Here is a 6,670-nt window from a genome sequence, read left to right on the forward strand (position 1 = left end):
CTGCTGATCGGCGGCGTGCTGCTGTGGCTGGACCCGCCGACAGCGGTGATCGTGGTGGCACTGGCGCTGCTGGTCGGCATCGCCCTGCCGCTGGCGATGCGGCGCGTCGGCGCCCCGGCCGGCCAGGCCATCGCCGCGGCCACGGCCCGGCTGCGCACCCGCATTGTCGAGGGCATCCAGGGTCTGGCCGAGCTGAAGGTCTACCAGGCCGATGGCCGGCATGCCGAGGCGGTGCTGGCCGAGAACGAGACGCTGATGGCGGCGCAGCGGCACATGGCCCGGCTGTCCGGCATCTCCACCGCCCTGTCCGGCCTGGCCGGGCAGTTGGCGGCGGCGGCGATCCTGGCGCTGGGCGTGGCCGGCGTCGCCGCGGGCATCCTGCCGGGGCCGGCGGTGGCGCTGATGATGCTGGGCGCCCTGGCGCTGTTCGACGCGCTGGTGCCGCTGCCCCTCGCCTTCCAGAATCTCGGCCGCACCCGCGCCGCGGCCCGCCGGCTGCTGGATTTCGCCGGGCTGGTGCCGCTGGTGCGTGACCCCGCAGCGCCGGCCCCGACGCCGGCCGGCCACGCGCTGGTGCTGTCCGGCGTGTCCTACCGCTACCGCGAGGGCGACCGGCTGGCGCTTCGTGACATCGATCTCGAGTTGGCGGAGGGCCAGCGGGTCGCCGTGCTGGGCCCCAGCGGCAGCGGCAAGAGCACCCTGGCCGCCCTGATCCTGCGCTTCCGCGACCCGGATGCGGGCAGCGTCACCCTTGGCGGCACCGACCTGCGCACCCTGCCCCAGGCCGAGATCTGGCGCCGCATCGCCTATCTCTCGCAGCGCAGCCAGATCTTCGCCGGCACCATCCGCGACAACCTGCTGATCGGCGCGCCCGATGCCGAGGATGCCGGGCTGGCCGCCGCGATCGAGGCCGCCGGCCTGGCCGGCTGGGTCGACAGCCTGCCGCGCGGTCTGGACACCTGGGTCGGCGAGGCCGGCGTGCAGGTCTCCGGCGGCCAGGCCCGGCGCATCGCCCTGGCCCGCTGCGTGCTGAAGGACGCGCCGATCCTGGTGCTGGACGAGCCGACCGAGGGGCTGGACAGCGAGACCGAGGCCCAGATCATCGACGCGCTGGAGCGCGTGACCGCCGGGCGCACCACCCTGGTCATCACCCATCGCCCGGCGCTGCTGCGCCTGGCCGACAGCGCCGTGCTGATGGCCGAGGGCCGCATCGCCGTGCAGGGCGTGCCGGCGGAGGTGCTGGACGCCGCGTCGCCGGCGCGGCCTTGCCCGCCGATGCTCCATGCCGCGGTCTGAGCGGAGCCGGATCGGCGCCTACGGCCCGGCCGGCCTGCGCATCCTGCTGCAGGTCTTCGGCACGCTGTGCGTCGTCGCCGGCATCATCGGCGTGTTCGTGCCGCTGTGGCCGACGACGATCTTCATGATCCTGGCGCTGTGGGCCTTCGCCCGGTCGTCGCCGCGGCTGCACAACTGGCTGCTGACCCATCGCCGCTTCGGCCCCCCGCTGCAGGCCTGGGAGCGGCACGGCGCGATCCCGCCGCTGGCCAAGCTGCTGGCCGCCGTCAGCCTGGCCATCAGCCTGACGATCGTGATCCTGGTGGTGCATTCGACCTTGGCGATCGGCATCGTCGCCGTGTTCTTCGCGATCCTGATCCTCTACATCCTGACCCGGCCGAACGCCTCGTCGAAACAGTAAAAAAGATAACGGCAGGATGGGCCGGCCATGACATGCTTGTCATTTCCGGAAGCCCACTGCTGGTCGTAGACTCCCCCCATGCGAATTCTTGTGATCGAAGACGACACCCAGGCCGCGCATTACCTCACCAAGGGGCTGCGCGAGAGCGGATTCGTGGTGGACCATGCCGCCGACGGCCCGCAGGGGCTGTTCCTGGCGACCAGCGAAACCTACGACGCCATGATCGTCGATCGCATGCTGCCGGGCATGGACGGCCTGCTGATTGTCGAGACCATCCGGCGCAACGGCAACCAGACCCCGGTGCTGTTCCTCAGCGCCATGGGCCAGGTCGACGACCGGGTGCGTGGCCTGCGCGCCGGCGGCGACGACTACCTGACCAAGCCCTATGCCTTCACCGAGCTGCTGGCCCGGCTGGAGGCGCTGCTGCGCCGCGGCGCCGGCCCGGCGGCGGCGCAGACCGAGCTGCAGATCGGCGACCTGAAGATGGATTTGCTGTCGCGCGCGGTCAGCCGCTCCGGCCGCAAGATCGATTTGCAGCAGCGCGAATTCCAGATCCTCGAATACCTGATGCGGCACTCCGGCCAGGTGGTGACCCGGACCATGCTGCTGGAGAATGTCTGGAACTATCACTTCGACCCGCAGACCAACGTGATCGACGTCCATATCAGCCGGCTGCGGCAGAAGATCGACCGGGATTTCGAAACCTCGCTGCTGCAGACCGTGCGCGGCGCCGGATACTGCCTCCGTGCATCTGATTAGGGTCCTTCGCAGCTCCACCTTCCGCTACGCGATCATCTACATGCTGGTGTTCGGCGCCTCGGTCGCCGGCGTGCTGGGGTTCGTGTACTGGCAGACGGTGCGGGTGATCGCGTCGCAGACCGACGACACCATCCAGGCCGAGATCACCGGCCTGGCCGAGCAGTACCGCCAGTTCAACCTGCCCGGGCTGGTGCGCATCATCCGCGAGCGCAGCCAAGCCGCCCCCGGCCGGCGCGGCCTGTACCTGCTGGCCGACCACAACTACGGCCGGATCGAGGGCAACCTGTCGTCCTGGCCGCCGATCGCCCAGGGTGAGCCGGGCTGGGTCGACTTCCTGGTCGCCACCAACATGGGCGAGGACGCCAAGCCGCAGGTGGCCCGGGCGCAGACCTTCGCCCTGGCAGGCGGCTTCTACCTGCTGGTCGGGCGCGACATGACCGAGCGCACCGACTTCACCAAGCTGATGACCGACGCGCTGATCGGCGGCCTGATCCTGACCGCCGTGCTGGGCATCGCCGGCGGCATCCTGATGAGCCGCAGCCTGCTGGCGCGGATCGAGGGCATCAACCGCGGCACCGAGGGTATCCTGCAGGGCGACCTGGCGCGGCGCATGCCGGTGCGCGGCAACCGCGACGAATTCGACCGCCTGGCCACCAGCCTGAACGCCATGCTCGACCAGATCGACGGGCTGATGACCGGCATGCGCGGCGTCGCCGACAACATCGCGCACGATTTGCGCAGCCCGATCTCACGGCTGCCCAGCCGGCTGGAGGTCACGCTGATGGGCGAGACCGATGCCGAGGGCTATCGCCGGGTGATGGAGGATGCGATCCGCGATGCCGACGACATCCTGGCCACCTTCAACGCGCTGCTGGAGATCGCGCTGGCAGAGGCCGGGGCGGTGCGCGACCGCTTCAACCCGATCGACCTGTCGGCCCTGTCCGCCGATGCCGGCGACCTTTACGGCCCGGTCGCCGAGGAGAAGGAGCAGGTGCTGGCCGTGGAGATCGAGCCCGGGGTCACCGTGCCCGGCAACAGCCACCTGCTGGCGCAGACCGTGGCCAACCTGCTGGACAACGCGATCAAATACACGCCGCAGGGCGGCCGGATCGCGCTGACGGTCCGGCGCGACCGCGACGGCGCCGTGCTGACCATCGGCGACAACGGCCCCGGCATTCCGGAGGAGGCACGCAGCCGCGTGCTAGACCGCTTCGTCCGGCTCGACGCCAGCCGCAGCGCCGCCGGCGCCGGGCTGGGCCTGTCCCTGGTCTCGGCGGTGGCGCGGCTGCACAAGGCGACGCTGATCCTGACCGACAACGCGCCCGGCCTGTGCGTCACCTTGCGCTTCCCGCAGGTGATGGCGCCGGCCAACGGCCACGCCAACGGGCATCCGGCGTAATCCTTACGCCTCGTCGTCGTCCTCATCGGCCGGCCGGGCGGCCTCGTCCACCTGCCGCGCCAGCATGCCGACCCGAACCGCCGTCGGATCGATGCCATGGGCCTGCAGCAGCATGCGGGCGCCGTTGGTGCTGGATCGCGGGGCATCGTACAGCTCCAGGCCGGAAATCTCCTCCTGCAGCACCATGAAGTCGACGATCTCCCCAGCCGAGACCTTCCCGTCCGCGCGGGCCTCCGAGACGAAATCGCGGAGCCGGTCGCGCTGCGCCTGCTTCAGCTTGAAGCCGAGATAGCCGTCGGGATCGTCGAAGGCCCGGCCCAGTTCGCTGTTCGGCGCGGCCACGTCGGCCTCGCCCTTTTCCAGCGAGACGTCGAATTCGGTGAGATAGGTGGCCTTCAGGACGATCTCCCGGCGAGCGGCGGCATGGGCCGCCTCGTCTCCTTCAGGGTCCAGCCGGACTTCGCTGTCCGTGGCGATGGCGGCGATGTAGCGGATGACCCGGTCGCGGATGCGCGCGACCTCGGCGGCCGGGGAATCCGGATCATCCGTCTCGACCGTCAGATCGGCGATGAATTCGTCCAGGGTCTGCAGCCGCGCGCTCATATTTGTCCTTCCTGACGGAATCGAAATGAATAAGCCGCCTTCGGGCGGGCGGCGAATGGACAGAATCATAGTGAAGAACCTCGCCGATCCTTCATGCATCGGCGATATCCCGGCATGCGCCGCCCGGTCTAGCCCTTCACCGCACCGGCGGAGAGGCCTTCGACCAGGAAGCGCTGGAGATAGACGAAGCCGAGGGCGATCGGCACCACGGCGAGCACCGAGGCGGCCATCAGCCCGCCCCAGTCAGTCAGGTGCGAGCCCTTGAAGATCATGATGCCGGGCGTCAGCGTCCGCCGCGCATCGGTGTTGATCAGCACGTAACCGAACATGAACTCGTTCCAGGCGGTGACGAAGGCGAACACCGCGGTGGCGAAGATGCCGGGCGCCGAGACCGGCAGCAGCACCCGCAGGATGAAGCCGGTGCGGGAGCAGCCGTCGATCTCCGACGCGTCCTCCAGCTCGCGCGGCACCGCGTCGAAGAAGCCCTTCAGCATGAAGGTGCACAGCGGGATGGTGAAGGTGCAGTAGACGATGATCAGCGCGGCGTAGGTGCTGAGCAGGCCCAGGCGCTGCATCAGGATGTACAGCGGCACCAGCAGCAGCACGCCCGGGATCATCTGCGACAGCAGCAGGGCGCCGCCGACCAGGCGCGACAGCGGCAGGAAAGCCCAGCGGCTGAGGGCATAGCTGCAGAACACGGCGATGGTGATGGTCAGGATGGTGGCGCAGCCCGCCACGATCAGGCTGTTGCGGAAATAGGTCAGGAATTCGCTGTCGACCAGCACGCGCTGGAAGTTCGACAGGGTCGGGCTGTCGATCCAGAAGCTGGGATCGGCGCTGCGCACCTCCGCCACCGGCTTCAGCGCGGTGTCGATCATCCACAGGAAGGGCAGCAGGCTGTAGGCGGTGAACAGCAGCAGCACGCCGTAGGTCAGCAGGCCGCGCAGCGAGCGTTGGGAGGATCCGACAACCATCGTCACGCCGCCCGGCCGCGGCGGGTGACGCCGTAATGGAAGACGAAGAACAGGCAGGCCATGAACGCCATCGCCATGCTGGCGACCGCGCAGGCCGCGCCGACGTCGAAATCCTGCATGGCGTAGCGGTAGATCATGATCGGCACCGTCTCCGACGCATTCAGCGGGCCGCCCTCGGTCATCACCCAGATGAAGTCGAAATTGATCGCGGTCCAGATGATGTGGATGAAGATCAGGGTCAGCGACACCGTGCGCAGATGCGGCAGGGTGATGACCCGGAAACGGCGCCACGCCCCTGCCCCGTCCACCGCCGCCGCCTCGTGCAGCTCGCGCGGGATCGCCTGCAGCGCCGCCAGCAGGCTGATGGTGTAGAAGGGATAGCTGCGCCAGATGTTGACGAAGGTCACCGTCAGCAGCGCGGTGTCGATCTGGCCGAGCCAGGGATAGGGGCTGTCGAGCAGGCCGAGCCTGACCATCCAGACATTCAGGATCCCGTAATCCGGGGTCAGCATCCAGGTCCAGTTCAGCCCGGCGACGGCGATCGGGATCACCCAGGGCACGATGATCAGGCCGCGGAAGATGGCCCGGAACCGCACCGGCTGGGCCAACGCGACGGCGGAGGCGAGGCCCAGTGCGTATTCGCCGACCACCGACAGGATGGTCCAGACCGCGGTGTTGCGGACGGCCGGCAGGAAATCCTCGTCCTCCCACACCGTCCGATAGTTCTCGAGCCCGGCGAAGCCGGTGACGCTTGGGTTGACCAGGTTGACAATGTGCAGGCTGTCCCACAGCACCCGCAGCAGCGGATAGGCGATCAGGATCAGGAACAGGATCCCGGCCGGGGCCAGGAACACCAGCGCGGTCCGCCGGATCCGGCCGGCCCGGGTCGGGTGCCGGCGGCCGGCGGTCCGGATGGCGAGGGTCGGCATCTGCGCTGCGGCTTCGGCCTTCATGCTCCCGATATCCTCCCCAGGCACCCAAGCCACTTCAGTTTCACTGTCATTGCCGGGCTTGACCCGGCAATCCAGAAGATGTCGACAGACTCTGGATGCCCGGATCAAGTCCGGGCATGACAGAAGGGGTGGTTCCGTGCCGTCTCTATGACGAACTCAGCTGCCCGGACTGCCGCAGGGCCTTGTTGACCTGCTTGCCGAGCCAGGCCGCGACGGCGGCCGGGTCTTCCTTCTTCAGCAGCACCCGGCCGATCGAATCCTCCATCGCCCGGGTGACCTGGCCCAG

General features: G+C 69.0%; 7 protein-coding genes. 4 read left to right on the forward strand and 3 right to left on the reverse strand.

All coding sequences use genetic code 11. The features are described 5' to 3' along the window. From cydC to AC3XYG_RS07325, 4 genes are all read left to right on the forward strand, one after another. Positions 1-1,296: thiol reductant ABC exporter subunit CydC (gene cydC, locus AC3XYG_RS07310; RefSeq protein WP_489139149.1), on the forward strand; the 1,296-nt coding region annotated here is incomplete at its 5' end. Next, the gene (locus AC3XYG_RS07315; protein ID WP_489139150.1) at positions 1,283-1,696 is read left to right on the forward strand and encodes a YbaN family protein; all 414 of its coding nucleotides are present in this window, start codon (positions 1,283-1,285) and stop codon (positions 1,694-1,696) included. The genes cydC and AC3XYG_RS07315, both read left to right, overlap by 14 nt. Positions 1,697-1,774: 78 nt before the next feature. After that, a complete protein-coding gene (locus AC3XYG_RS07320) occupies positions 1,775-2,455 on the forward strand; it encodes a winged helix-turn-helix domain-containing protein (RefSeq protein ID WP_489139151.1) in 681 nt (226 codons plus the stop codon). Beyond that, complete coding sequence (locus AC3XYG_RS07325; RefSeq protein WP_489139152.1) at positions 2,442-3,854, forward strand: sensor histidine kinase; 1,413 nt, start codon at positions 2,442-2,444, stop codon at positions 3,852-3,854. The genes AC3XYG_RS07320 and AC3XYG_RS07325 overlap by 14 nt, the downstream gene beginning before the upstream one ends. Before the next feature lie 3 nt (positions 3,855-3,857). On the opposite strand, the gene AC3XYG_RS07330 is transcribed toward AC3XYG_RS07325, so the two are convergent. From AC3XYG_RS07330 to AC3XYG_RS07340, 3 genes are all read right to left on the reverse strand, one after another. Next, positions 3,858-4,457: a hypothetical protein gene (locus AC3XYG_RS07330; protein WP_489139153.1), complete on the reverse strand. Its 600-nt coding sequence runs from the start codon at positions 4,455-4,457 to the stop codon at positions 3,858-3,860. Between the two features lie 128 nt (positions 4,458-4,585). Next, on the reverse strand, positions 4,586-5,431 hold the full coding sequence (locus AC3XYG_RS07335) for a carbohydrate ABC transporter permease (RefSeq protein ID WP_489139154.1): 846 nt from the start codon (positions 5,429-5,431) through the stop codon (positions 4,586-4,588). A gap of 2 nt (positions 5,432-5,433) precedes the next feature. Beyond that, positions 5,434-6,384 (reverse strand): carbohydrate ABC transporter permease, encoded by a 951-nt coding sequence (locus AC3XYG_RS07340; RefSeq protein ID WP_489139155.1) that lies wholly within the window; start codon positions 6,382-6,384, stop codon positions 5,434-5,436. Between the last annotated feature and the right edge of the window lie 286 nt (positions 6,385-6,670).

Source organism: Inquilinus sp. (genome assembly GCF_057815775.1).

What these genes read in the sequence shown, in the direction of transcription:
- AC3XYG_RS07315 (WP_489139150.1), top strand. Translation starts at nt 1,283, where the DNA reads ATGCCGCGGTCTGAGCGGAGCCGGATCGGCGCCTACGGCCCGGCCGGC.
- AC3XYG_RS07320 (WP_489139151.1), top strand. Translation starts at nt 1,775, where the DNA reads ATGCGAATTCTTGTGATCGAAGACGACACCCAGGCCGCGCATTACCTC.
- AC3XYG_RS07330 (WP_489139153.1), bottom strand. Translation starts at nt 4,457, where the DNA reads ATGAGCGCGCGGCTGCAGACCCTGGACGAATTCATCGCCGATCTGACG.
- AC3XYG_RS07335 (WP_489139154.1), bottom strand. Translation starts at nt 5,431, where the DNA reads ATGGTTGTCGGATCCTCCCAACGCTCGCTGCGCGGCCTGCTGACCTAC.
- AC3XYG_RS07340 (WP_489139155.1), bottom strand. Translation starts at nt 6,384, where the DNA reads ATGAAGGCCGAAGCCGCAGCGCAGATGCCGACCCTCGCCATCCGGACC.